Below are 21,082 nucleotides of genomic sequence, written 5' to 3'. Positions count from 1 at the left end.
CCGCGATCTAGGCGTGCGCGGGCCCGGCGCAACAGGTTTCAGACGAGCCGCGACAGGAAGTCCGACAGGTCGTCCGTATGGTGATGCACATGGTCCGCCGCCGGTTCGGGATGCGGTCCCACCAGCACCGTGCGCAGCCCCATGGCATGCGGCACGGCGAGGTTGCGGGGATCGTCCTCGAACATCGCCGCGCGCGTCGGCCTGAGCCCGTCGCGTCCGAACACCGTCTCGAACGCCGCGCGCTCGGGTTTCGGGCGGTAGCCGGCCTCGGTCACGCCGTAGATCGCGTCGAACAGCCCGTCGAGCCCGCGGGCGGCGATCACCTCGCGCGCATAGGGCGCGGTCCCGTTGGTGTAGATGATCTTGCGCCCGGGCAGCGCGGCGATCCGCCCCGCGAGCGCCGGGTCGGGCGTCAGCGCGTCGAAGGTGATGCGGTGCACGTCCTCGAGGAACGGGTCGGGCAGCATCGCGTGCTCGGCCATGAGGCCGGCGAGCGTGGTGCCGTGCTCGCGCCAGTAGACACGGCGCAGCCGGTCGGCCTCGGCCGGGTCGAAGCCCAGTTCGCGGACCATGTACGCCGACATGCGCGCTTCGATCTGGTCGAAGAGCCGCGCGTCGGGGGGATAGAGCGTGTTGTCGAGGTCGAAGACCCAGGTCTCGACATGGGCGAATGCGTCTTTCATGGCGCAAGGCTTACGGCGCGCCCGCGTCGCTGCCAAGGGCGGCCGCCGCCTTGATCCGGGGATGCGCCCGCGGCTATCGTGGCGCGATTGAAAGGGAGATCGGCATGTCGCAGACCCGCGCGGGCCAGAAGGACGCCTATTCGCTCATTCTCGAGGCGATCGACACCGGCACCTACCGTCCCGGCGACCGGCTGGTCGAGAGCGACCTCGCGGAGCGGTTCGGCGTGAGCCGGACGCCCATCCGCGAGGCGCTGCAGCGGCTCGAGACGCAGTCGCTGCTGGCGCGGGACGGCCGGTCGCTGATCGTGGCCTCGCTCGACCACAACCAGATGGCCGAGCTCTACGCCGTGCGCACCGAGCTCGAGGGCCTCGCCGCCCGCCTCGCGGCGCGCCACGCGACCGAGGAGGAGATCCACGTGCTGGGCGGGATGGTGCAGGAGGACCGCGCGCTTCTCGACGACCCGCAGGCGCTGGCGCGGGCGAACCGGCGGTTTCACACGCAGATCCACCTCGCCTCGCACAACCGCTACCTCGTGCAGCAGCTCGACCTCGTGCACCGCTCCATGGCGCTGATGGCGACCACCTCGCTTGCGGCGCAGGGGCGCGGGGCGGTCGCGCTGGCCGAACACCAGGCCATCGTCGACGCGATCGGGCGTCGGGACGAGGCGGCGGCGTCGAAGGCCCTGCGCGACCACATCTCCGAGGCCTTCGTCACGCGGCTGAAGCTCGACAGCCGGATGCGCGGCGACGCCTGAGGCCACGCTCAGCCCTCGGGGCGGTCCGCCTCGACGCTGTCGGGCGGCGAGGCACCGTGTTCTGTCTTGTCCCAGTAGAATGGCCGGGTGCCGAGTTCCCACGCCGCCTTGTAGCCCGCGGCGACCGTCAGCGGGAAATAGAGCGCGAGGCTCGGCACCCAGACCATGAGCCCGCGATGGGGCGCCCGCGCGACCGCCACCAGCGCGGTGAGCGCCGTGGTGCCCTCGGCCAGCAGGAAGAGGATGCAGAGCATGCGGACGGCCGCGCCGGACGCCTCGGGCAGGAGGGGCGGCGGAAAGCCCGCGAGCGTGCCCCAGAAGCTCCAGAGCACCGGCTGGAGAAGGGCGGGCAGCACGGCGCTCAGGAACAGCGCGTGGAAGCCCGCGAACCGCCACGGCCCCAGATCGCGCCAGAGCGCGCGCGGCCGCTTCGCATGCACGGCCCATGTCTTCATGTAGCCCTTGAGCCAGCGCGAGCGTTGCCGGACCCACGGCCAGAGCCGGTTGTTCGCCTCCTCCCGCGTGACGGTCGGCAGCATCTCGGTGCGGAAGCCGTGCCGCGCGAGGCGTATGCCGAGATCGGCATCCTCGGTCACGTTGTGCGCGTCCCAGCCGCCGACCGCGTCGAGCGCCTGCCGGCGGAAATAGACCGTGGTCCCGCCGAGGGGGATCGCAAGGCCGAGCGCCGCGAGCCCGGGCAGCATCACGCGGAACCAGGTCGCGTATTCGATGGCGAAGCAGCGCGAGAGCCAGTTGGCGTGCGGGTTGTAGAAGTCGAGCATCCCCTGCAGGCAGGCGACCTCCGCCGGGGCCGCGGCGAAGGCCTGCGTCACCCGGTCGAGCTGGTTCGGCGCCGGCGCGTCCTCGGCGTCGAGGACGCCGACGATGTCGCCGCGGGCAAAGCCCAACGCGTAGTTGAGCGCCCGCGGCTTGGTGGTGATGGGACCGTCCGGCACCTCGATCACCCGCAGCCACGATGGCAGCTCGCGGCTCTCGAGCGCCCGGCGCATCGCCGCATCCCGCGCCTCTGTGACGAAGATGACGTCGCGCAGGGCGGCGGGATAGGTGAGCCGGCCGAGCCGGCGGATCAGGTCGTCGACGATCCGGGTCTCGCGGAACAGCGGCACGAGCAGCGTCACGACCGGCCGTTGCGCAAGGGGCGGGGGCGCCACGGGCGCCGGGGCGGGGCGCGCGATGAGGCTTGCGCAAAGCGCGGCGAGCTTCAGCGCGAGGCCCGCACCCATGCCCGCGACCGCTAGCACCACCGCCGCCGCGAAGAAGAGGTTCGGCCTGAGAACGAGGAGGGCCGTGCAGAGCAGCGCCAGCGCCGCCGCCCAGAGCCGCCGCCGGGAGGTGGCGAGGTTCAGGTCCCGGCAGCTTTCGTCGAGGGGGACCGAGGTTTCGGCCCGCCGCGCGAGATACGCGCCGTGACGCGCGGCGAGTTCCGCCTCGATGTCGGCCTCGAGGCAGAGCGCCTCGATCACGCGCGGCCAGACGGGGTCGAGCAGGGGCCGCAGCGTCGCGGACCCGCCGGGCGCCGCGCAGGCGACGACCAGCGTGTCGCCGATCGTGGTCCAGGGCACGGCGCGGGCGGCAAGGCAGGTCTCGGGCGGCACGAGCGCGGCAAGCGCGGCCTGCGCGGGATGGGCGTCCCGGCCGATCTGCAGCATCCCGTGGCGCCGCGCCTGGGATTCGAGCAGCGCCTCGGGCGTCACGAGGCCCTGCGCCACAAGCGTGGAGTCGAGCGGCGCGCCGTCCGTCCCCGCCTGTACAACGGCATCGAGGAGATCCGTGGGCGACAGGCTGCCCCGCTCCACGAGAAGCCCGCCCACCGTTCGCGTGCGGTCCCCGGCGGAGGGCAGAGCCAGGAGAAGCGTATCCCGTGTGACTGCGTCCGACATGCGCATCCCCTTGGCAGACAGGCCAAGGGGTAGCGTTTGCAGGGTTAAGGACGCGTTAAGGTGTCAACTTGGATGTGCGTCAACCGCGGCGACCGCTGTCCGCCAGTCGTGACAGCGGTCGCTGCAGGTCAGGCGCGCACGCTTTCCATCGACTGGGCGAAGCGCTCGAAAAGGTAGAAGCTGTCCTGCGGACCCGGGCTCGCCTCGGGGTGGTGCTGGACCGAGAACACCGGCCGGTCGGCCATTCGGATCCCGCAATTCGACCCGTCGAACAGCGACACGTGCGTCTCGAGCACGCCGGTCGGCAGCGTCTGGCTGTCGACGGCGAAGCCGTGGTTCATCGACGTGATCTCGACCTTGCCGGTCTCGATTTCCTTGACCGGGTGGTTCGCGCCGTGGTGGCCGTGGTTCATCTTGACCGTCCGCGCGCCGAGCGCGAGCGCCAGCATCTGGTGGCCGAGACAGATCCCGAAGAGCGGCAGGTTGCGGTCCAGCACGCCCCGGATCATCGGCACCGCGTAGGCACCGGTCGCCGCCGGGTCGCCGGGGCCGTTCGACAGGAAGACGCCGTCGGGCTCGAGCGCGAGCACGTCCTCGGCGGTCGCCGTCGCGGGCAGGACCGTCACGTCGCAGCCCGCCGAGGCGAGGCAGCGCAGGATGTTGCGCTTGGCGCCGTAGTCGATGGCCACGACCTTGTGCTTGGCCTCGGTCTGGCGGCGGTAGCCCTCGGGCCAGGCCCACCGCATCTCGTCCCAGCGGTAGCTCTGCGCGCAGGTCACGCCGCGGGCGAGGTCGACCCCGGTCAGGCCGGCAAAGCCGCGCGCCTTCTCGACGAGGGCGGCGATGTCGAACTTGCCCTCGGGATCGTGCGCCAGCGCCACGTGCGGCGCGCCCTGCTGGCGGATCGCGCGGGTCAGGCGCCGGGTGTCGATGCCGCCGATGGCGATGCGGCCGCGCGCCGCCAGCCAGTCGCCCAGCCGCTGCGCCGCCCGCCAGTTCGACGGCTCGGTCGGCATCCACTTGACGACCATGCCCTCGGCGACCGGGTCCTGGGTCTCGTCGTCATCGGGATTGACGCCGACATTGCCCACATGCGGGAAGGTGAAGGTGACGATCTGCCCGGCATAGGAGGGATCGGTCATGATCTCCTGGTAGCCGGACATGGCGGTGTTGAAGCAGAGCTCTGCAGTGGTCACGCCGGTCGCGCCGAAGCCCTGGCCGTAGAAGACCGTGCCGTCGGCCAGCGCGAGGCAGGCGGTGGGAATGCGGGGCGCGGTGGGGGTCATGGCGCGACTCCTTGGGGGCTGGCGTCGGAACTGCGTCTACCTAGAACTGCGTCTACCTAGTCGTGCCGCGACCACGGGTCAAGCCCGGGGGGCAAAGGTGAAATGTCAAGAGTTTCAAGATGTTGATCGCGCACGCCGCGAGTTGCGTCGCAGTGCGGCATGACTTAGTCTCGCAAGACCAACGAGACCATGGGGATGGGACGTCAGATGGACCTCCGGGCACGGATTTCGGCTGCCACCAAGCAGGCCATGAAGGACCGCGATGCGCCGCGGCTTTCGACGTTGCGGCTCATCGGCGCGGCGATCAAGGACCGCGACATCGCGGCGCGCGGGGACGGCAACGAGACCGGCGTGGGCGATGCCGAGGTGCTGGGCATCCTCGAGAAGATGGTCAAGCAACGCCGCGAGAGCGCGCGCACCTACGAGGAGGGCGGCCGGCTCGACCTCGCGGGCCAGGAGGAGGCCGAGATCGCGGTGATCGAGGAGTTCCTGCCGCGACGCCTGACCGAATCCGAAGTGGACGCGGCGGTGGACGAGGCCGTGCGCGAGGTCGGCGCGGAATCGATCCGCGACATGGGCCGCGTGATGGGCGTGCTGAAGTCGCGCTATGCCGGGCAGATGGATTTCGGCGAGGCGGGGCCCAAGGTCAAGGCGCGCCTCGCGGGCTGAGGCTCGCGGCCCAGGACGGCTGCGGGAAATCCCGGTCGAGCCCGGCCAGGATGTCCGGGTCGCTGACGCGGAAGCGCTGCACGAAGCGCGTCTTGAATCCGACGCGGCCGCGGCGCACCCCGAAATTCTCGCCGTGGTTCAGCTCGTAGAGCACCGAGGGCCGCGACAGCGGCACGAGCCCGAGCCCGGCCAGCGCGGCGAGGTGCGGGAACATGCGGTGTTCGTGCTGCGTCATGGCCGCGAGGAACGCGGCGCTTTCGGGCAGGTCGGGATCGTGGCGCAGGGCCGCGCAGGACCCGCAGAGCTTCCAGAACGGCTTGCGCAGCGGCAGGGCGGGCGTGGGCGGTCCCGCGAGGGCCACGTCGCCCGTCGCGGCGTCGCGCACGAACCCGGTCTCGGCGAGGTAGCCGCCGGGTGCCTGCCGGCGCAGCATCTCGGCCACCGTGCCCTGCCGCAGCAGGTCGTCGGCATCGAAGCTCATCACGTAGGCGGGGCGGCGCACGTCTCCGAGGCCGCCGGTCAGCGCGCCGAGCTTGCGCCACTTGTCGTTGCCGGGTGTCGGGTCGTCGAAGGGCAGGTGCGCGATGCGCGGATCGGCGGGCAGGGGCGGGCGGTCCTGGCAGCAGACGACCGCCCGCCACCGCCCGTCGTCCTGAGCGACGAAGCTTTCCAGCGTCGCGGCCAGCCGGGCGGTCACGGCCTTCCAGTCGCCCACATGGTGCGCGCCGACCAGCGGGATCAGGAACACCACCTCCTCCGCCGGGCGGGCGGGTACGCCGCGCCGCGCCGCGCGCAGCTCGAGCGCCGCGCGCTCCGAGGCCGCGAGCCCGCCGAGCCGCCCTGCGGCGCCTGGCCCGGCCAGCGCCGCCACGGTCCGCGCGAGCAGGCGTCGCGTCTTCGGGGTCGCCGGTTCCTGCGCCATCAGGGGGCGTGCGCCGCCTGCGCGACCCGGTCGGTCAGCTCGGAATAAAGCGCCTTGCGCTCCTCCTCGGACAGGAACGCGCCGATCTCGACCTCGCGTCCCGCGCCCGACAGCGTCACGTAGAACGGCACCGGGCCGCCCTTGTCGTGCATGGCGACGCGGGTCCAGTAGGGATTGCAGTGCCATTCCTGCTGCGGCCCGTGCGGATTGTGCCGGACGAGCCGGATCGTCTCGGGCGTCATGGTCAGCACCTCGAGGATCTGCCGGTCGCGCCCGTTGCGCCGCAACGCGTAGAAGATGCCGAAGACCGCGATCATCAGGAAGGGCAGCAGGCCCCAGAACACCGCGGTGCCGAGCACCCCGTAGAGCGGCAGGGTGATCATCCCGAAGGTCACCAGCACAAAGAAGGCGAGCCCCTCGGGTGGCAGCGAATTGTGCGGCCAGAGGGTCAGTTCCTGCGCACCCGCGCGCGCGGTGTCGGTCGTCCAGCGGTACGGCATCCTGACGCGCTTTGTAGCGTCGTCCCCCTGCCTGTCGAAGCCGAAATGCGCGGGGGCGAGAGTTTTTCCCATGTGCGGCCGGCGCGGGTCCGGCGCGGTGCGGGACGTCACCCCTGCGCGTGCCGCGCAGGGTCGGCCGACCAGGCCGGCGCGAGGTTGCGGCGGATGCCGTCGATGTGGCGCGCCTTCTGCTCGGGGGTGTACTGGCCCACGCATTCCTCGGCGATCACCCAGCAATGCGCCACGCGCTCGGCATCCGTGCCGGCGGCCTCGGCGCGCTTGATCGCGAGGTACTTGCGGAAGCTCTCCTCGAACTTGAGGAAGTTCGACGGCGGCTCGACGGCGGCGATGTCCTCGGGGATGCCGAGCCGCAGCATGACCGCCGGAAGGTCGCGCGCGAACTTCATCCGGAGGCTGTGGTAGAGCAGGCCGCGCAGGATCGGCAGCGTCGCCGTCATGGCGCCCGGCCGCACCAGCAGCGCGATCCCCACGGTGTTGAGGATGTTGGTGGTCGAGTTGAAGGTGTAGTGCGTGGTCTTGCGCGGGTTGATGCCGGCCACCGCCTGCAGGATCTGCCCGGCATACGTGTCCCGGGCGTCGAGGTCGAGCCAGAGCGCGGCGTGGATCAGCACGTTCAGGATCGAGAACCGCAGGTGCAGCCCGTCCTTGCGCAGCTCCTGGCGCATCGGCAGGTCGCGCGCCCAGTCGAAGCTCGTCTCGAGCCGCGGGACGAACCCGGCGAGCGTGCCCGCGTCCCCGAGCTCCGACGCCTTGTGCGCGGCGGCGACGAGGGCGTAGGTCCGCTCGAACGGCCCGAGCTCGGCATCGTCGGCGAAGCTTTCGAGGAGCCGCAGCTGGATCGCGCGGTCGGGCGGGCGGTTGCCCTTCTTGTAGAGCAGGGCGCGCACGGTGCGCTGGCGCTGCGCGGGGCCCTGGCGGCGCACCGCCGCGATCGCCTGGTCAGCCGTCAGTCCGGTGAAGTCTGGAAGGTCTCGTGCCATCGAAGGTCCCGTGCGCCGCGTGTGGTCCCGCGCGTCGCGGGCACGGGCCCCCAATAAAAAAAACAGGCATTGACGGATCAATGCCTGTTTCGCCGATCTGGTTGCGCTTAGTGCGCGTGGCCCTTGTCCCAGTCCTCGCGCTTCGGCAGCTGCTCGAACGTGTGCTCGGGCGGCGGCGAGGGCAGGGTCCATTCCAGCGTGTCCGCGTATTCGTTCCACGGGTTCCGGGCCGTCGCCGGCTGGCCGGAGCGGAGCGAGTAGACCATAACGCCGAAGAAGAACACGAAGGAGGCGAAGGACAGGAAGGCGCCCCAGCTCGACACGTGGTTCCAGAGCGCGAAGGCCTCGGGGTAGTCGATGTAGCGGCGCGGCATGCCCTGGCGGCCCAGGAAGTGCTGCGGGAAGAAGGTCAGGTTCGCGCCGATGAACATGGCCCAGAAGTGCAGCTTGCCCGCCCATTCGGGGTACATCTTGCCGGTCATCTTGGGGAAGTAGAAGTAGATCCCCGCGAAGATCGCGAACACGGCCCCGAGCGACATCACGTAGTGGAAGTGCGCCACGACGTAGTAGGTGTCGTGGTAGGCGCGGTCGATGCCGGCCTGGCTCAGCACGATGCCGGTCACGCCGCCCACGGTGAACAGGAACAGGAAGCCGAACGCCCAGAGCATCGGCGTCTTGAACTCGATCGAGCCGCCCCACATCGTGGCGATCCAGCTGAACACCTTCACGCCCGTCGGCACCGCGATGACCATCGTCGCCAGCATGAAGTAGCTCTGCTGCGTGAGCGACATGCCGACCGTGTACATGTGGTGCGCCCACACGACGAAGCCGAGCGCGCCGATCGCGATGATCGCCCAGACCATCGGCAGGTAGCCGAAGATGGGCTTCCGCGAGAAGGTCGCGATCACGTGGCTGATGATGCCGAAGCCGGGCAGGATGATGATGTAGACCTCGGGGTGACCGAAGAACCACAGGATGTGCTGGTAGAGCACCGGGTCACCGCCGCCGGCCGGGTCGAAGAAGGTCGTGCCGAAGTTGCGGTCGGTCAGCAGCATGGTGATCGCGCCGGCGAGCACGGGCAGCGACAGCAGGATCAGCCACGAGGTCACGAAGATCGACCACGAGAACAGCGGCACCTTGAAGAGCGTCATGCCCGGCGCGCGCATGTTCAGGAACGTGGTGATCATGTTGATCGCGCCGAGGATGGACGACGCGCCCGACACGTGCACGGCGAAGATGGCGAGGTCCATGGACATGCCGCCCTCGCGCACCGACAGCGGCGGGTAGAGCACCCAGCCCACGCCCGAGCCGAGCTGACCGTTGCCGCCCGGCGCGAGGACCGAGCAGACCGCGAGCGTGGAGCCCGCCACGTAGAGCCAGAAGGACAGGTTGTTCATCCGCGGGAACGCCATGTCCGGAGCGCCGATCTGCAGCGGCATGAAGTAGTTGCCGAAGCCGCCGAAGAGCGCCGGGATCACCACGAAGAACATCATCAGGATGCCGTGGCCGGTGATCAGCACGTTCCAGAGATGGCCGTTCGGCGTGCAGTTCTCGACCGCGGCAGGGAAGAGCCGGGCACCCTCCATGCACATGAACTGGACGCCGGGGCTCATGAGCTCCATCCGCATGTACACGGTGAAGGCGACGGACACGAAGCCCATCGCAGCCGCGACGATCAGGTACAGGATCCCGATGTCCTTGTGGTTTGTGGACATGAACCAGCGCGTGAAGAATCCGCGCTCGTCTTCGTGTTCATGGCCATGGATGGCGGCGTCTGCCATGTGAGCCTCCTTGCCGTTGATGAACCGCCGCCCGGGACGGAATCCGCCCGGCCGCCGACCGCTTGGACCGCTTTCTAGGAAATGGCTGCACGGCCGGCAATGATCGCTTTTGCCGCATGCGCAGGATTTTTGTCGCAGCCGCACCGGTGGCACGGGGAGGGGACACGTGCACGCGTCAGGCGAATCACGAAAGGTTGCGATGCGCATGCCGAGACTGCGATAATTCGTGAGCGTCAAGTCGATGGGGGTGAGGAATTCCCCACTGGGCGAAATCACGCCGATCGTATAGGCTGATCTTTGCTGACCCCAGCGACTCGATCTCCTCCTGCCAGAGGACTGCACCCATGGCCTATTTCGACCAGACGTTCTTTCACACCCCGCGCTTCGGCGCGGGCACATTCCTTTCCCGCGTTCTCGACACCCCCTTCGACCGCCGCAGCCGCGACATCGCGCGACGCATCGCGGACCTGCGTGCCCTCTCCGACGCCGAGCTCGCGGCGCGCGGATTGTCGCGCGGCGACATCGTGCGGCACGTCCTGCTGACCCGCCGCGGCTGACGCCGCGCGCCCTGCGCCCCGCCAGATGCCGTCCGCCGAGTGCGGCGGCGTTTGGCGGGGCGTCTTTTCGACGTTGCAGATTGTTTCGACCCGCGTTGCGCGCTTGACTCAACGTCATCCTTAGGGGTCTCATTGACACAATTTTGAACACGCCCTGTCGCCGCGGTCCCGCCGCAGGTCGGCATACCATTAACGACCCACGCGCATGTCCAATTCCGCGCATCCCGGCTTCGGCCCCAGACATACCGGCACAGACAATTACAGGAGTAGATTGATGCGATTCAGACGAGTTGCCGCCACTGCGGCCCTTTCCGCGCTTGCGCTCGTGCCCGTGCCCGCCGTCGCCAACGACGCCTTCGTCGGCGGCCTCGTGGGCGGGATCATCGGCGGGGCCATCTCGAACGCGCAGCCCAAGACGCGCACGGTCTACCGCGAGGCACCCCGCCGCAGCACCTCCACGCGATCGGCGCCGCGGACTACCACCTCGACGAATTCCTACGAGCGCGAACAGAACCGCACGACCCAGACCGCGCTCAACTATTTCGGCTTCGACGCGGGCGTCGCGGACGGCATCATGGGCAGCCGGTCCCGCAGCGCGGTCTCGGCCTACCAGGCGCATCTCGGCTATTCGCCGACCGGACAGCTGACGCAGTACGAGCGCGACTTCCTCGTGTCCTCGTTCCATCGCGCACAGGCGGGCGGCCCCGCCACCGCGCAACTGGTCGCGTCGAACCCGCAGGGCGTGAAGGGGCTGCTGACCGTGTACCGCGACGAGCAGCTGAACGGCGCCGGCAGCACCGCCACCGCGTCGATCGGCGGACATTACGGCCTGCCCTCGGTGGTCGCCTCCGCGGTCAACGAGATCGCCAAGAGCTCGGACCCGACGGCGGAACAGCTCGTCAGCCGCTCGGGCTTCATCCAGCTGTCGGACATCAACGGCGACGGCAAGACCGACTACATCATCGACACCTCGGTGACCGGTTCCGCCTTCTGGTGCAACGCGCAGTCCTGCGCCGTGCGCGTCTTCGCCTCGACGCCGGACGGCTACGAGCGCAACGATTTCCAGGCGTTCAACGTGACGCCCGCGATGTTCTCCTGCACCCGCGGCACCTGCACCAAGACCGACGGCGGCACCCCGCAGCTTGCCGGTCCCGTCACGCAGGCGCCCGGCCAGCAGACCCTGCCGCAGACCCAGCTCGCCGCCACGACGCCCGCGCCGCTCGCCCCCGCCGCGACGCCCGTCGCCAGCGCCCAGCCGGTGGTTCAGGGCGGCGCCGCCGCGATCCCGAGCTTCGGCGCGACCGCCCCGGCGATCCCGAGCTTCGGTGCCGCCGAGGCCAAGGCGACGCTGGCCTCGGAATGCAACCGCATCAACCTGCTGGCCACGACCAATGGCGGGTTCAGCACGGTCGCGACCATGACCGACGCCACCGCCACCATGGGCGAACAGCTCTGCCTCGTGCGGACCTACGCCATCGCGCTCGGCGAGGACCTGATGGGCAAGGTGCAGGGCGTGTCGCGCGCGCAGATCGCCGAACAGTGCGCGGGCTTCGCCCCGCTCCTCGCGCCGATCGTGACAGGCCTCGCGGTCAAGCCGCGCGAGGCGGTGGTGCAGGACGCGGTGGCCTTCGTTCAGTCCTCGGGCATGGCGCCCGCGCAGCTCGAGAACACCGCGCGCATCTGCCTGTCCTCGGCCTATTCCGAGGACCGGATGGACCTCGCCATGGGCGCCGCGGTGCTGATGGTGGCGCTCGGCCATGAACCCTACGGCGAGGTCGTGGGCCATCACCTCGCGCTCGGCATGGGGGCCGCCCCGCGGCAGGACCTCGCGGCAGGCTGGTACACCGCGGCGCTCGGGGCGCTCGAGGGCGGCGCGACGCCGGTCTTCGCCCCGGGGCAGACCGAACGCGCCGCGCTCCTGCGCAAGGCCTCGACGGCCATGAACGGCCGGGCCGCGGACGACGCGATCCCGCAGACCCAGGAAGCCTCGCTGCCGGTCTTCGCGATCTCCGAGTAAGGCAATCCGCGGCACGCATCCGGGCGGCCGGGCAGGGGATACCCTGTCCGGCCTCCTGCCGTTTCAGGCCGCGGGCACGCGGTCGCCGAATACCGTGCCGAAGGTCTTCTGCAACGCCACGTCGACATCGCCCAGCGTCACCGGCAGGCCCAGGTCGACGAGGCTCGTCACCCCGTGCTCGGTGATCCCGCAGGGCACGATCCCGTCGAAATGCGACAGGTCGGGTTCGACGTTGATGGCGATGCCGTGGAAGCTGACCCAGCGCCGCAGGCGGATGCCGATGGCCGCGACCTTGTCCTCGGCGATGCGGCCGTCCGCCGTGCGCGGCTTTTCGGGCCGTTCGATCCAGACGCCCACGCGGCCCTCGCGGATGTGGCCGGTCAGCCCGAACTCGGCCAGCGCCGCGACCACCCAGGCCTCGAGGTCGGCGACGAAGCGGCGCACGTCGCGGCCGCGCGCGCCCACGTCGAGCATCACGTAGGCAACCCGCTGGCCTGGCCCGTGATAGGTGTACTGTCCGCCGCGGCGCGTCTCGAAGACGTCGAAGCGGCCGGGATCGCGCAGATCCTCGGCCCGGGCGCTGGTGCCGGCGGTGTAGAGCGGCGGGTGCTCGACCAGCCAGACGAGCTCGGACGCCTCGCCGCGCGCGATCGCCTCCGCACGGGCCTCCATGAAGGCCACCGCCTGCGGATAGTCGGTCAGTCCCGGTTCCGTGCGCCATTCCACCATGAGTGCCGCAAGTACGGGCCGGCGCCGTTCCGGTCAAGCGCGCGTCCCGCAGGCCAAGCTCCGCCGAAAGGGGGGCTTCCCTCGCGAGATGACCGGGATTGCGGCGGAACCGCCGCGATGCGGCGCTGGTTCTAAGGGCAATGCTCAACCTTGGACGGTCCTGCGCGATGAGTTTCCTCTCGAACCCCCATGTAGACCCGGCCACGGTCGTGATGTCGACGGATCCGCGGGTCTGCATCCTGATGAACGGCCGGTCCGGCAGCGGCGACGCCGCCGAACTCGAGAAGCGGTTCGAGGCGGCGTTCGAACGCCACCCCGGGCGCTTCGAGCTGCGCGTGCTCTCTCCGCGCAGCGGCATCGCCGATGCCTGCCAGCGCGCGCTCAAGGATGGCTTCGGTACCATCGCCGCGGCCGGCGGCGACGGTACCATCGCTGCCGTGGCCGGCCAGGTGGCCGGGTCCGGCCGCCGTTTCGGGATCGTGCCGCAGGGCACCTTCAACTACGTGGCCCGCGGTTTCGACATTCCCGAGGACCTGGACGAGGCGGTCGACCTGATCGCCACCGGCGAGACGCGCCCGCTGCCCGTGGGCGAGGTCAACGGCCAGATCTTCCTCAACAATGCCAGCCTCGGCGTCTACCCGCAGGTGCTCGAGACACGCGAGGGCACCTATCGCCGCTGGGGCCGCTCGCGGCTCGCGGCGCACTGGTCGCTGATCCTGACGGTCCTCAGCTTCCGCAGCCCGATGCGGATGAAGGTGACCGCCGGCGGCAGGGAGGTGCGCCGCAAGACGCCGCTCGCCTTCGTGGCGCGCAGCGCCTTCCAGCTCGAGCAGTTCGGGCTCGAAGGGGCGGACGAGGTACGGGCGGGACGCTTCGCGCTCTTCCTCGCGCCCGACTGCACGCGCTGGCAGCTGCTGGCGCGGGCGTTCCGGCTGGCGGTGCGCGGCATGGAACTCGACCGCGATTTCGAACTTTTCACCGGCGAGGAGATCGTGATCGAGACGCTGCGCCGGCGCACCCAGACGGTGGCCATGGACGGCGAGCGCGTCACGCTCCGCGCACCGTTCCGGTTCCGGATGCACCGGGACGTGCTGCACACCATCCTGCCGCCGGAAAGGCCCGCCGCCCCGGAATGACCACCCGCCTCGTGCACATCTCGGACCTGCATTTCGGCCGCGACCGGCCCGAGCTCGCAGGCCCTCTCGCCCAGTTCGTGAACGACGCGGACGCGGATCTCGTGGTCGTGTCGGGCGACCTGACCCAGCGCGCGCGCCCGCGCCAGTTCCGCGCCGCGCGCGCCTTCCTCGACCGGCTGAAGGCGCCCGTCCTGACGGTGCCGGGGAACCACGACACGCCGCTCGACAATGTCGCGGTGCGGCTCCTCTGGCCATGGCGGCGGTTCCGCCGGCACATCGCCCGCACGCTCGAGCCGGTCCACGCGGCGGACGATTGCGTCGTTGCCGGGATCAACACCGCCGATCCCCATGCCTGGCAGCGCGGGCGGCTGCGCACCGGCGCCGTCGACCGGCTGGGGTCGCGGCTGCGCGGGCCCGACGCCGACGGCAAGCTCGGCGTCGTGGTCATGCACCACCCGCCCGAACATGCGCCGGGGGACGCCAAGCAGCCGATGCGCGGCGTCGCGACCCGCCTCGGCCGGCTGGCGGAGCAGGGGGCCGACATCATCCTCTGCGGACACCTGCACGTCTGGCGCGTGACGCCGGTGCGCGCGGCGCAGGGACTGCTGATGGTACAGGCCGGAACGGGCCTCTCGACCCGCGGGCGGGGAGAGCCCAACGACCTGAACGTCCTCGACATCGACGGCCCGCGGGTGCGCGTCGACCATTACGGCGCGATGCCCTTCGAGAACAATTTCGCGCTCATCTCGCGCACGGTCTTCGTCAAGGAGGACGGCCTCTGGCGGACCCCGGAATGATCCCGGCTGCCGCCGCGGCAGGGGCGCAAGATTTTTCGTCTTGGGGCCTTCACATCCTTCTGGGCCTCGTCTATACGCCCGCTACCCGAAGCCAATGACAGTGCGGTCGTGGCGGAATTGGTAGACGCGCAGCGTTGAGGTCGCTGTGGGGTAACTCCCGTGGAAGTTCGAGTCTTCTCGACCGCACCATGCTTCGGACGAAAGCGCGCCCCCGGGCGCGCTTTTCGATTCAGGACAGGGCTCGTGCCAGGGGGGGATCCGCGCAGGAGTGCCGGCCGGCGCGGCCCCGCGCCTCACCTGCGCCACGGGCGCGTGGGAAATCGTCATGGAATCTATGCCGGACCTCGCGCGGGACGCCGCGGGGCGGGCTCCTGGCCCTGCCGGTGGCGCGCCGGCACGCGGCCGGCGCGGGCGAGGGGTCAGTCGAGTTGCAGGCTCTCGGCGCCCCAGATGTCGGCCATGTAGCCGCGGATCGTGCGGTCGGACGAGAACCAACCCGAGCGCGCGGTGTTGAGCGCCGCCATGCGCGTCCAGCGGTCGCGGTCGGCGAAGGCCGTGTCGACCTCGCGCTGCGCGCGCCAGTAATCCGTGAAGTCCGACGCCACGAGGAAGTAGTCGTGATCCGACAGGTTCGCCACGACGTTGGCGTAGCGGCCGGGCTCGTCGGGAGAGAAGGTGCCGTCGGCCACCGCGGCAAGCGCGCGCGAGAGACGCGGATCGGCGTCGATCGCCTTGCGGGCGTGGTCCGGGACCTCGCGCCGGGCCATGACCCCGGGCGCGTCCATCCCGAAGAGGAAGAAGTTCTCGGCCCCGACCTGTTCGCGGATCTCGACGTTGGCGCCGTCGAGCGTACCGATCGTCGGCGCGCCGTTCAGGGCGAACTTCATGTTGCCGGTGCCCGACGCTTCCTTGCCGGCGGTCGAGATCTGTTCCGACAGGTCCGCTGCCGGGATCAGCCGTTCCGCGAGCGTGACGTTGTAGTTCGGCAGGAACACCACCTGCAGCAGGTCGCGCGTGCGCGCATCGGCGTTCAGCACCTTGGCCACGTCGTTGATGAGCCGGATGATGTCCTTGGCGAAAAAGTAGCCGGGCGCCGCCTTGCCGGCGAAGATCTTGACCCGCGGGGTCCAGCCGGCATCGGGGGTCTCGCTGATCTCCTGCCAGAGGGCGATCGCTTCGAGGATGTTGAGATGCTGGCGCTTGTATTCGTGCATGCGCTTGATCTGCACGTCGAACATGGCCTGCGGATCGACCTTCAGGCCCTGCGTGTCGGCCATCCAGCGGGCGAGCGCCGCCTTGTTGGCGCGCTTCGCCTCGGCATAGCGCTCGCGCCAGCCGGCGTCGTCCACGTGCGGCTCGAGCTCGCGCAGCTTCTCGAGGTCGCCGACCCAGCCGTCGCCGATCGTGTCGGTCACGAGCCGCGACAGGCGCGGGTTGCAGGACAGAAGCCAGCGCCGCGGCGTGACGCCGTTGGTCTGGTTCACGATCCGCTCGGGGTGCAGCCGGTGCAGTTCGGCAAAGACCGTGTCCTTCATGAGCCCCGTGTGCAGCGCCGAGACCCCGTTCACGCGGTTCGCCATGACGAAGGACAGCTCGCCCATGCGCACCTGGTGGTTCGCGCGCATCGACAGGGTCCGAGACGGGTTCGCCCGGCCGTGCGCGTCGTCGATGCGGTCGACGATCTGCAGGTGCCGCGGCAACAGCTTGCCGAACACGCCCTCGTGCCAGGTCTCGAGCGCCTCGGGCAGGAGGGTGTGGTTGGTGTAGTTGAGGCAGCCGCGCGCGATTGTCATCGCCTCCTCGAAGGGCAGGCCGCGCTCGTCGTGCAGGATGCGCACGAGTTCGGGGCCCGCCACCGCGGGATGGGTGTCGTTGAGCTGGATCGCGACCTTTGCGGGAAGGAGCGACAGGTCGTCGTATTCGCTGTCGAACCGGCGCAGGATGTCCCGCAGCGCCGCCGCGGTGAAGAAGAATTCCTGCTTGAGGCGCAGCTCCTTGCCCTGCTCGGTGGTGTCGTCGGGGTAGAGCACCCGGCTGATCGTGCGAGCGAGCGCCTCGGGCGCCGCGGCGCGGGCGAAGTCGCCGCGGTTGAAGCTTTCGAGGTCGAAGGGATCGGGCGCCTTCGCGGACCACAGGCGCAGCGTGTTGGTCCAGCGGCCCTTCCAGCCGGCGATGGGCGTGTCGAACGCCTCGGCATCGATATGTTCCGAAGGCGTCCAGGTTGTATTGCCTCCTGCCGTCTTCACCTCGCCGCCGAAGCCGATGCGATAGCGCGCCTCGGGGCGCTGGAATTCCCAGGCGTGGCGTTGCAGGAGCCAGGTTTCCGGGCTTTCCACCTGGCGGCCGTCGCGGAAGGACTGCCGGAAGAGCCCGTGCTCGTAGCGGATGCCGTAGCCGATGGCGGGGCAGGCGAGCGTCGAGAGCGATTCGAGGAAGCAGGCGGCGAGGCGTCCGAGACCGCCATTGCCGAGCGCCGCGTCGGGTTCGTCGGCGAGCACGGCATGGTAGTCGAGGCCGAGTTCGGCCAGCGCCGCGTGTGCCTGGTCCTGCAGACGCAGGTTGACGATCCCGTCCTCCAGCAGGCGGCCGATCAGGAACTCCATCGACAGGTAATAGACGCGCTTGGCCTTCTGCTCGTAGCAGCGGCGTGTGGCCGAGAACCACGATTCCACCATGCGGTCGCGCACCGCGTAGCTGAGCGCCATGCGCCAGTCCTCGATCTGCGCGGCTTCGGGGGACTTGCCGAAGGAATAGGCCAGGTGCGCGAGGATCGCGTCACGCAGGTTTCCGGCAGAGACGGTGGGCAACGTTGCAATGTTCATACGGATGTTCCTCGCCGTGAGGGGCAGCGACCGGTCTGGATCATGATCATCCGCCATCAAACGCAGACCGTGGCGGATGGCAAGCCGGCCGCTCGGATTGACGACAAATTGTGAGGCGGCCATCGCGCCGCTGCGTCACGCGCAGGCAGGTGCGCGGCCGGGTCAGGGTCGCGCCATGAGTTCCGCGAGATGCGCCGCGGAGCCGGTCAGCGCGGCGTAGTCGTCGGTCACGAGGTGGACCGGGAACTGCGTCATGAAGTCCGAGAACCGGCCCTTGTCGCAGAACGCCTCGCCGAAGCCCATGGGCATCAGGTGCGGCGCGAAGTGCCGCGCGACGCCGCCGCAGAGGAAGATGCCGCCGAAGGGCAGGGTGACGAGCGCGAGATTGCCGGTGACGCGTCCGAGGATCCGGGTGAAGACCGCGACGGCGCGGTCGGACAGCGCATCGCTGCCCACGCCCGCCATGATGTCGCTCGCGGATTTGGGCGTGCCGGTTCCGGTCTCGGCGCAGAGCCAGGCATGCACGCGTTCGAAGCCGCGGCCCGACAGCACGTCCTCGACGCCGGGCGTGCCGTGCTTGGCGGCGATGAAGTCCTTGAGCCGCAGTTCCTCCTCGGTCTGGAGCGGCAGCGTGATGTGACCCGATTCCGACGGCGGCACCAGCGTCTGGCCGCCGAGGCGGAAGACCGGAGCGGCGTTCATGCCGGTGCCCACGCCCACGACGAGGCGCGCCGCATGCGCATGCGTGTCGACGCCCGGCATCAGCGGCGTGAGCGCGTCGGCGGGGATGAAGTCGAGCGCGTGCCCCTGCGCGGAGAGGTCGTTCAGCACGGCAACCGTGCCCGCGCCGGTCGCGTCCGCGATCACCGAGCGGTCGATGGTCCAGTCGAGATTGGTCAGCCGACCGACGCCGTCGCGCACGGGTCCGGCCATGGCGACGCAGGCGGCCGCGGGCTCTGCGCCGAGATCGGCGAGATAGCTGCGCAGCACCGGCGCGAGGCCCGGATGGTCCGCGTTGCGGTAGCGCCGGATCGAGTCCTTCTGCACGTCGGTGCCGCGGGCGAGCGCGACGCGGGTGTTCGTGCCGCCGATGTCGGCGACGACGGCCAGCATGCCTTCGGTCCCGATCATGCCGGGGCTCCGAGCGCGCGGGCCAGCGCGTGGAACGACGCCTTGGGCGTCCGCGCGAGCGTGTCGAAGTCCACGTGCACCAGGCCGAACCGCTTCTCGTAGCCGAGCGCCCACTCGTAATTGTCGAGGAGCGACCACAGGAAATAGCCCGCCACGGGCACGCCCTCGTCGATGGCGCGGCGCACCGCGGCAAGATGGTCGTCGACGAAGGCGATGCGGTCCTCGTCCGGCACCGTCCCGTCGGTCAGCGGATCGGGCGCGGCCATCCCGTTCTCGGTCACGTAGATCGGCAGCGCCCCGGTATATTCCTCGGCGGTCCGCTTGAGGAAGCGGTAGAGGCCCTCGGGATAGATCTCCCAGTCCATGAAGGTCTTGGGCAGCGGGCCCTCGACCTCGTCGAGCGAGGGCCAGGGGCCGTCGTTCGGGGCCAGAACCTTGCGCGTGTAGTAGTTTATCCCGACCCAGTCGAGCGGCACGCAGATCGCCTCGAAATCGTTCTCGTAGCCGTTCGGCAGGTGCGGGCCGAATCCTTCGAGAACGCTGTCGGGGTAGCGGCCGCGGAAGATGCCGTCGAGGAAGAAGCGGTTGTAGTAGCCGTCATAGGTCGCGGCCGCGCGCGCGGCGCCCGCGCTGTCGTCCACCGGCTCGGGCCATTCCATGTTGAAGACGCCGCCGAGGTTGCCGAGGCCCATGGCGCGCATGGCGGCGATCGACCGGCCGTGCGCCAGGAGGACGTGGTGCATCGCCCGTGCGGTCGCGCGGATGTCGCGCAGGCCCGGTGCGTGCAGGCCCAGGAAATGGCTCATCCAGCCCACGCACCACGGCTCGTTGATCGGGGCCACGGAATACATGCGGTCGCCGATGCGTCCCATGACGACCTCGGTGAAGTCGGCAAACCAGCCGGCCACGTCGCGGTTCGTCCAGCCGCCGCGATCGGCCAGCGCCGAGGGCAGCTCCCAGTGATAGAGGGTCGCGCAGGGTTTCAGCCCGCGCTCGAGCATGGCGTCGGTCAGCCGGTCGTAGAAGTCGAGACCCTCGGGATTGGGCGTGCCGGTGCCCTCGGGCAGGACCCGGGCCCACGAGGTCGAGAAGCGGTAGCAGTCGAAGCCCGCCGCCGCGGCGAGGTCGAGATCCTCCTCGTAGCGGTGGTAATGGTCGCAGGCGCGCGCGCCGTCCTCGGCCCGGACCACGTTGCCGGGGGTCGCCGCGAAGGTGTCCCAGTGCGTCGGGCCCGCGCCGCCGAAGCCGTGCCCTTCGATCTGGTAGCTCGACGTGGCCGTTCCGAAGAGGAAGCCCTCGGGAAAGTCGCTGCGGGAATGGCGCATGTGCGGGGCTCCTATGTTATTCGCGCGGCGCGGGGCCGGTCGATCGACCGAGGATCAGCTCCGCTTCCATCAGGGTTTGCAGCGGACCGCAAGACGGATCGCGGATCATCTCGAGCAGCATCTCGGCCGCCCGCCGGCCCATGTCGCGCACCGGCGCCCGCGTCGCGGTGAAGGTCGGCACGTCGTGTCCGTTCTTGAGGTAGCCCAAGTCGTCGTCGTGGGTGATGAGCGACACGTCCCGCCCGAGCCGCAGGCCCCGGTCGCCGAGCGCGCGCCAGATGCCCATGGCGGTCACCATGGAGGACGACAGGAAGGCCGTCGGCGGGTCGGGCTGCTTGAGCATGTCGCTGGCCGCGCCGTAGCCCAGGGCCTCGGTCATCTCGCCCGCGCGCAGGTGGGCGGGGTTGACCTCGAGCCCGTGGCGCATCAGCGCGGCAAGGAAGCCCTCGCGCCGGCGATGGGCGAAATCCATGTGCTCGAGCCCGTTGACCAGCCCGATCCGCCGGTGGCCGAGTTCGATCAGCAGTTCCGTCGCGCGGTCGAAGGCGCGGCGGTTGTTCATGTCGAGCCAGGCGTAGTCGGCCGGCATGTCCGAGGCGCGCCCGTGCACGACGAAGGGCAGGCCGATCTCCTGCAGGAGCGCGATCCGGCGGTCGGCCATGAGCGGGCCGTGCACGATGATGCCGTCGACGTTCCCCTTGGCCTTCATGTTGCGGTAATGGTGCGCCTCCTCGGCGTCGGGCACGAGCGTCAGCAGCAGGTCGTAGCCCGCCTCGACATAGGCTTCGGACGCGCCGGTGATGAAGTCGCCGAAGACCGGGTTCACCATCTCGTGCTTCTTCGAGATCGGCATGACGTGCCCGATGCACATCGCGCGGCCGGTTGCGAGGCCGCGGGCGCGCATATTGGGCGTGTAGTTGAACTGGCGCGCGGCCGCCTCGACCCTGAGGCGAGTCGCCTCCTTCACCTCGGGATAGCCGTTGAGGGCGCGGCTCACGGTGGTCTGGCTGAGGTTGAGATGTTTCGCAAGCTCGCGCAGGTTCATGAGCGTGCACCCAAAGCGCTTTCAA

The 21,082-nt window shown here is 70.0% G+C and carries 18 protein-coding genes and 1 tRNA gene; 7 read left to right on the top strand and 12 right to left on the bottom strand.

From position 1 onward, the window contains the following. Window positions 1-38: 38 nt before the first annotated feature. The gene (locus RISW2_RS17530) at window positions 39-683 is read right to left on the bottom strand and encodes a pyrimidine 5'-nucleotidase (RefSeq protein WP_043773567.1); all 645 of its coding nucleotides are present in this window, start codon (window positions 681-683) and stop codon (window positions 39-41) included. Between the two features lie 104 nt (window positions 684-787). Between RISW2_RS17530 and RISW2_RS17525 the strand changes: the two genes are divergently transcribed. Then, window positions 788-1,438 (top strand): GntR family transcriptional regulator, encoded by a 651-nt coding sequence (locus tag RISW2_RS17525; RefSeq protein ID WP_043773565.1) that lies wholly within the window; start codon window positions 788-790, stop codon window positions 1,436-1,438. An 8-nt stretch (window positions 1,439-1,446) separates the two neighbouring features. Here RISW2_RS17525 and RISW2_RS17520 read toward each other — a convergent pair whose 3' ends face one another. Both RISW2_RS17520 and carA read right to left on the bottom strand, forming a co-directional pair. Beyond that, window positions 1,447-3,339, bottom strand: coding sequence for a glycosyltransferase (locus tag RISW2_RS17520; RefSeq protein WP_084615457.1), 1,893 nt, complete (start codon window positions 3,337-3,339; stop codon window positions 1,447-1,449). A gap of 128 nt (window positions 3,340-3,467) precedes the next feature. Then, on the bottom strand, window positions 3,468-4,625 hold the full coding sequence (gene carA / locus RISW2_RS17515; RefSeq protein WP_043773564.1) for a glutamine-hydrolyzing carbamoyl-phosphate synthase small subunit: 1,158 nt from the start codon (window positions 4,623-4,625) through the stop codon (window positions 3,468-3,470). A gap of 207 nt (window positions 4,626-4,832) precedes the next feature. On the opposite strand from carA, the gene RISW2_RS17510 reads away from it, so the two are divergent. Then, entirely contained in the window at window positions 4,833-5,294 is a 462-nt protein-coding gene (locus tag RISW2_RS17510) for a GatB/YqeY domain-containing protein (RefSeq protein ID WP_043773563.1), read from the top strand. Here RISW2_RS17510 and RISW2_RS17505 read toward each other — a convergent pair. The 4 genes from RISW2_RS17505 to ctaD all read right to left on the bottom strand — a co-directional run bounded on the left by RISW2_RS17505 (window position 5,272) and on the right by ctaD (window position 9,498). Next, window positions 5,272-6,216, bottom strand: coding sequence for a hypothetical protein (locus RISW2_RS17505; protein WP_051492133.1), 945 nt, complete (start codon window positions 6,214-6,216; stop codon window positions 5,272-5,274). The two genes, RISW2_RS17510 and RISW2_RS17505, sit on opposite strands and share 23 nt — an antisense overlap. After that, entirely contained in the window at window positions 6,216-6,716 is a 501-nt protein-coding gene (locus RISW2_RS17500; RefSeq protein WP_043773562.1) for a DUF2244 domain-containing protein, read from the bottom strand. The genes RISW2_RS17505 and RISW2_RS17500 overlap by 1 nt, the downstream gene beginning before the upstream one ends. 107 nt (window positions 6,717-6,823) lie before the next feature. Then, entirely contained in the window at window positions 6,824-7,717 is an 894-nt protein-coding gene (locus RISW2_RS17495; protein WP_043773561.1) for a hypothetical protein, read from the bottom strand. A gap of 107 nt (window positions 7,718-7,824) precedes the next feature. Further along, window positions 7,825-9,498, bottom strand: coding sequence for a cytochrome c oxidase subunit I (ctaD, locus tag RISW2_RS17490; protein ID WP_043773560.1), 1,674 nt, complete (start codon window positions 9,496-9,498; stop codon window positions 7,825-7,827). A 344-nt stretch (window positions 9,499-9,842) separates the two neighbouring features. Between ctaD and RISW2_RS17485 the strand changes: the two genes are divergently transcribed. Next, window positions 9,843-10,055 (top strand): hypothetical protein, encoded by a 213-nt coding sequence (locus tag RISW2_RS17485; protein WP_043773559.1) that lies wholly within the window; start codon window positions 9,843-9,845, stop codon window positions 10,053-10,055. 274 nt (window positions 10,056-10,329) lie between these two features. Continuing rightward, entirely contained in the window at window positions 10,330-12,072 is a 1,743-nt protein-coding gene (locus RISW2_RS17480) for a peptidoglycan-binding domain-containing protein (protein WP_043773558.1), read from the top strand. Between the two features lie 63 nt (window positions 12,073-12,135). On the opposite strand, the gene lipB is transcribed toward RISW2_RS17480, so the two are convergent. Further along, window positions 12,136-12,801, bottom strand: coding sequence for a lipoyl(octanoyl) transferase LipB (gene lipB, locus RISW2_RS17475; RefSeq protein WP_043773557.1), 666 nt, complete (start codon window positions 12,799-12,801; stop codon window positions 12,136-12,138). A gap of 167 nt (window positions 12,802-12,968) precedes the next feature. Between lipB and RISW2_RS17470 the strand changes: the two genes are divergently transcribed. The 3 genes from RISW2_RS17470 to RISW2_RS17460 all read left to right on the top strand — a co-directional run bounded on the left by RISW2_RS17470 (window position 12,969) and on the right by RISW2_RS17460 (window position 14,923). After that, a complete protein-coding gene (locus RISW2_RS17470) occupies window positions 12,969-13,937 on the top strand; it encodes a diacylglycerol/lipid kinase family protein (RefSeq protein ID WP_162164341.1) in 969 nt (322 codons plus the stop codon). Then, window positions 13,934-14,734, top strand: a complete 801-nt coding sequence (locus tag RISW2_RS17465) for a metallophosphoesterase family protein (protein ID WP_043773556.1) — start codon at window positions 13,934-13,936, stop codon at window positions 14,732-14,734. Before RISW2_RS17470 ends, RISW2_RS17465 begins: the two co-directional genes overlap by 4 nt. Before the next feature lie 102 nt (window positions 14,735-14,836). After that, window positions 14,837-14,923 (top strand) — tRNA-Leu (locus RISW2_RS17460). Window positions 14,924-15,153: 230 nt separating this feature from the next. Here the strand turns inward: RISW2_RS17460 and RISW2_RS17455 are convergent. From RISW2_RS17455 to RISW2_RS17440, 4 genes are all read right to left on the bottom strand, one after another. Beyond that, window positions 15,154-17,556: a glycogen/starch/alpha-glucan phosphorylase gene (locus RISW2_RS17455; protein WP_051492131.1), complete on the bottom strand. Its 2,403-nt coding sequence runs from the start codon at window positions 17,554-17,556 to the stop codon at window positions 15,154-15,156. 162 nt (window positions 17,557-17,718) lie between these two features. After that, on the bottom strand, window positions 17,719-18,687 hold the full coding sequence (locus RISW2_RS17450) for a glucokinase (RefSeq protein WP_043773555.1): 969 nt from the start codon (window positions 18,685-18,687) through the stop codon (window positions 17,719-17,721). After that, entirely contained in the window at window positions 18,684-20,012 is a 1,329-nt protein-coding gene (locus RISW2_RS17445) for a GH1 family beta-glucosidase (protein ID WP_043773554.1), read from the bottom strand. The genes RISW2_RS17450 and RISW2_RS17445 overlap by 4 nt, the downstream gene beginning before the upstream one ends. A 16-nt stretch (window positions 20,013-20,028) precedes the next feature. Next, on the bottom strand, window positions 20,029-21,057 hold the full coding sequence (locus RISW2_RS17440) for a LacI family DNA-binding transcriptional regulator (protein ID WP_043773553.1): 1,029 nt from the start codon (window positions 21,055-21,057) through the stop codon (window positions 20,029-20,031). Window positions 21,058-21,082 lie beyond the last annotated feature (25 nt).

The sequence above is a fragment of the Roseivivax isoporae LMG 25204 genome (assembly GCF_000521865.1).
GTDB lineage: Bacteria > Pseudomonadota > Alphaproteobacteria > Rhodobacterales > Rhodobacteraceae > Roseivivax > Roseivivax isoporae.
The sequence above is the reverse complement of the archived record's forward strand: the minus strand, read 5'-3'. Positions and strand labels throughout refer to the sequence as shown.

Bases quoted from the DNA above. Each gene is read 5' to 3' on its own strand.
- RISW2_RS17485 (WP_043773559.1), top strand. From the start codon at position 9,843: ATGGCCTATTTCGACCAGACGTTCTTTCACACCCCGCGCTTCGGCGCG.
- RISW2_RS17470 (WP_162164341.1), top strand. From the start codon at position 12,969: ATGAGTTTCCTCTCGAACCCCCATGTAGACCCGGCCACGGTCGTGATG.
- RISW2_RS17500 (WP_043773562.1), bottom strand. From the start codon at position 6,716: ATGCCGTACCGCTGGACGACCGACACCGCGCGCGCGGGTGCGCAGGAA.
- RISW2_RS17520 (WP_084615457.1), bottom strand. From the start codon at position 3,339: ATGTCGGACGCAGTCACACGGGATACGCTTCTCCTGGCTCTGCCCTCC.
- RISW2_RS17480 (WP_043773558.1), top strand. From the start codon at position 10,330: ATGCGATTCAGACGAGTTGCCGCCACTGCGGCCCTTTCCGCGCTTGCG.
- RISW2_RS17465 (WP_043773556.1), top strand. From the start codon at position 13,934: ATGACCACCCGCCTCGTGCACATCTCGGACCTGCATTTCGGCCGCGAC.
- RISW2_RS17455 (WP_051492131.1), bottom strand. From the start codon at position 17,556: ATGAACATTGCAACGTTGCCCACCGTCTCTGCCGGAAACCTGCGTGAC.
- RISW2_RS17445 (WP_043773554.1), bottom strand. From the start codon at position 20,012: ATGCGCCATTCCCGCAGCGACTTTCCCGAGGGCTTCCTCTTCGGAACG.
- lipB (WP_043773557.1), bottom strand. From the start codon at position 12,801: ATGGTGGAATGGCGCACGGAACCGGGACTGACCGACTATCCGCAGGCG.
- RISW2_RS17510 (WP_043773563.1), top strand. From the start codon at position 4,833: ATGGACCTCCGGGCACGGATTTCGGCTGCCACCAAGCAGGCCATGAAG.
- RISW2_RS17440 (WP_043773553.1), bottom strand. From the start codon at position 21,057: ATGAACCTGCGCGAGCTTGCGAAACATCTCAACCTCAGCCAGACCACC.
- RISW2_RS17495 (WP_043773561.1), bottom strand. From the start codon at position 7,717: ATGGCACGAGACCTTCCAGACTTCACCGGACTGACGGCTGACCAGGCG.
- carA (WP_043773564.1), bottom strand. From the start codon at position 4,625: ATGACCCCCACCGCGCCCCGCATTCCCACCGCCTGCCTCGCGCTGGCC.
- RISW2_RS17505 (WP_051492133.1), bottom strand. From the start codon at position 6,216: ATGGCGCAGGAACCGGCGACCCCGAAGACGCGACGCCTGCTCGCGCGG.
- RISW2_RS17525 (WP_043773565.1), top strand. From the start codon at position 788: ATGTCGCAGACCCGCGCGGGCCAGAAGGACGCCTATTCGCTCATTCTC.
- ctaD (WP_043773560.1), bottom strand. From the start codon at position 9,498: ATGGCAGACGCCGCCATCCATGGCCATGAACACGAAGACGAGCGCGGA.
- RISW2_RS17530 (WP_043773567.1), bottom strand. From the start codon at position 683: ATGAAAGACGCATTCGCCCATGTCGAGACCTGGGTCTTCGACCTCGAC.
- RISW2_RS17450 (WP_043773555.1), bottom strand. From the start codon at position 18,687: ATGATCGGGACCGAAGGCATGCTGGCCGTCGTCGCCGACATCGGCGGC.